1 protein-coding gene is annotated in these 372 nt (G+C 67.7%); it reads left to right on the top strand.

Annotated elements, in window-relative coordinates; genetic code table 11:
• On the top strand, positions 1 to 372 hold a 372-nt coding region (locus SM191_RS19655), incomplete at both ends, for a transposase (RefSeq protein ID WP_341507673.1).

Raw genomic sequence — 372 nt, forward strand, 5'->3', positions numbered from 1 at the left:
GGGCTCGGGCCTGATCCGCAAGCTGGCCTTCACCTCGGCCAGGGTCCAGGATGTCGAACGGGCCGACGCGCTGGTCTGCGGCGACGAAGGCGCGGTCTATGCCGACCGGGCCTATGAGGGCCAGGCGCGTCGCAAGGCCCTGAAGGCGGCCGGGATCAAGGATCGCATCATGCATCGTCGGCACCGCTACATGCCAAAGCTGCCGCGCTGGCAGGCCCGGCGCAACCACCTCATCGCCAGACGGCGCGCCCCTGTCGAGGCGGTCTTCAGCGCCATGAAGCGCCTCTACGGCAAGGCGCGCACCAGATGCCTGTCGATCGAGCGGAACGCCGCAGACTTCCTCGCCTTTGCCACCATCTACAATCTCAGACG

Source organism: Sphingomonas sp. 2378, from assembly GCF_038084995.1.
Classification (GTDB): domain Bacteria; phylum Pseudomonadota; class Alphaproteobacteria; order Sphingomonadales; family Sphingomonadaceae; genus Sphingomonas.